General features: G+C 61.6%; 1 protein-coding gene and 1 pseudogene. Both read right to left on the reverse strand.

Annotation, left to right across the window (positions count from 1 at the left end):
• Positions 1–477 (reverse strand): NADH-quinone oxidoreductase subunit H (locus ACIOZM_RS31670; protein ID WP_401221586.1); only part of this gene is annotated, 477 nt, incomplete at its 3' end.
• Positions 474–2,468, reverse strand: a pseudogene (locus ACIOZM_RS31675) (molybdopterin-dependent oxidoreductase); the annotation flags it as partial. The pseudogene ACIOZM_RS31675 and the gene ACIOZM_RS31670, both read right to left, overlap by 4 nt.
• Between the last annotated feature and the right edge of the window lie 71 nt (positions 2,469–2,539).

Genomic DNA, 2,539 nt, shown 5'->3' on the forward strand with positions numbered 1-2,539 from the left:
GAACACTTCGTAGGACACGGTCTGCGCCGAGGCACGCAACGCGCCGAGCAGGGCGAACTTGTTGTTACTCGACCAGCCGGCGAACAACACCGCGTAGACCGACAGACCGGCCATGGCGAAGAAAAACAGCAAGCCGATGTTCAGATCCGCCACGCCCCAGGTCGGGGTGATCGGGATGATGGAGAAAGCGATCAGCAGGGCGGACATGGCCACGACCGGTGCCAGGGTGAAAATCACCTTGTCGGCAAACGGTGGCGTCCAGTCTTCCTTGAAGAACATTTTCAGCATGTCGGCAGCGATCTGGAACATACCGAACGGGCCAACGCGGTTCGGACCGTAGCGGTCCTGCCACCAGCCCAGCAGGCGACGTTCGACAAAGCTGAGCAACGCACCTGCGACCACGACGGCCAGCAGGATGACGATGGCTTTGACGACCGAGAGGATCACATCGATCACTTCAGGGGTGAACCAGGTCATTGCGCTGCCTCCTGCAGACCGTCGACGGATACGCCGGCAAATGCCGGTGGAATGCCGGCGATGCCCGCAGGCAATGCCACCAGACCTGCACCCAGTTCTTCATTGATGCGCAGCGGCAGACGCAGGGTCTGACCGGCCACGTTCAGGCTCAGCAGGGCACCGTCGTTGACGCCCAGGCGATCGGCTTCGGACTTGGCCAGAGCCACGTAGGCGGCCGGAATGCGCTCTTGAACCGGAGCGGCTTTCGAAGAGTTTTCTTCGCTGCCGAACAGGTGGAAGAACGGCACGGCTTGCCAGGTACCCGGCGCCGGGTTGAACGCACGCGGAGCAGCAGCGAACCAGTTCAGCGAATCACCAGTGCTTTCGATCAGGCGGGTGCCCGGGTCGCCAGCGCGGATGTGACCACCGACTTCGTCCTGGAACTTGTTCCACGCTTGTGGCGAGTTCCAGCCCGGCGACCAGGCAAATGGAACTTGCTGACGCGGTTCTGCGGAGCCCGAGTAACCTTCCATGGAGAAGGCGAACGCGGTGTCTTTGTCTTGCGGGGTGCGTGGTTCGTGAACGCTGATGTCGGCGCGCATTGCGGTGCGACCGGAGTAACGCAGCGGCTCACGTGCCAGTTTCATACCCTTGATGCGGAACGCGGCGGACGGTGCAGCATCGACAATACGTGCCAGTTGCGCGGTGCTCGAAGCAACGGCAGCGGTGACGTGGTCGAGTTGCGTCCAGTCGATCGGCTGGTTCAGCAGGGTGGCGCGCAGGGCGTGCAGCCAGCGCCAGCCTTCGTGAACCAGAATGCTCGCGTCGAGGTATTGCGGATCGAAAACCTGGAAGAAGCGCTGGGCGCGACCTTCCTGGCTGACCAGCGTACCGTCGCCTTCGGCGAAGCTCGCCGCTGGCAGAACCAGGTGGGCGCGGTCGCTGGTAGCGGTCTTCTGATGATCAGCAACGATCACTACTTTCGCGGCGTTCAGGGCAGCTTCGACCTTGGCGCTGTCGGTGCGGGTGAACAGATCGTTTTCCAGCACGACGATGGCGTCAGCCTTGCCGTCGATGACGGCTTGCAGCGCGGCATCAACCGATTCGCCACCGAGCATGGCCAGGCCGAGGCTGTTGGCTTCCGGCACGATCAGGCTGATGGAACCGTTCTTCTCGCGCAGCTTGAGGGCCTTGGCGATGTTCGCGGCGGCTTCGATCAGTGCTTTCGAACCGAGGGAAGTACCGGCGATGATCAGCGGGCGCTTGGCAGCGAGCAGGGCGTCGGCGATACGCTTGGCCAGTTGCAGGGCTTCGGCGTCCAGACCTTCGACGGCCGGGGCGCTGGCATCCAGTGCGTGAGCAACGGCGAAACCGATGCGCGCCAGATCGTCCGGAGCTGCGTGAACGCATTGTTCGGCGATGTCGTCGAGCTTGGTTTCAGCCAGGCTGGCGATGAACAACGGGTTCAGCGCGTGCTGACCGATGTTCTTCACTGCGGCGTCGAGCCATGGCTGAACGCGCATGGCGTCGGCCATTTCTTCTGCCTTGCCTTTGACCGACTGACGCAGCGACAGCGCCATACGGGCGGCGGTCTGGGTCAGGTCTTCACCGAGGACGAACACGGCGTCGTGGTCTTCGATGTCGCGCATGTTCGGCACTGGCAGCGGGCTGTCGTTGAGCACTTGCAGAACCAGACGGATGCGTTCCAGTTCAGACGCTTCGATACCGCTGTAGAAGTGCTCGGCGCCTACCAGTTCACGCAACGCGTAGTTGCTTTCGAGGCTGGCACGCGGCGAACCGATACCGACGATGTTGCGGCCGCGCAGCAGGTCGGCGGCTTTGTCCAGCGCGTCGTCGAGGCTCAGCTTGGTGCCGTCGGCCAGCAGTGGCTGACGTGGACGGTCGGTGCGGTTGACGTAGCCATAACCGAAACGGCCACGGTCGCACAGGAAATACTGGTTCACCGAACCGTTGAAACGGTTTTCGATGCGACGCAGTTCGCCGTTACTCTCACAATTTTATTTTTTGAATAGGATAGTTCTGAAATGGATTATGATCTTGTTTTATTGTATGTCGTATTTTT

This window comes from Pseudomonas sp. NPDC087346 (assembly GCF_044744235.1).
In the GTDB taxonomy this organism is placed as follows: domain Bacteria; phylum Pseudomonadota; class Gammaproteobacteria; order Pseudomonadales; family Pseudomonadaceae; genus Aquipseudomonas.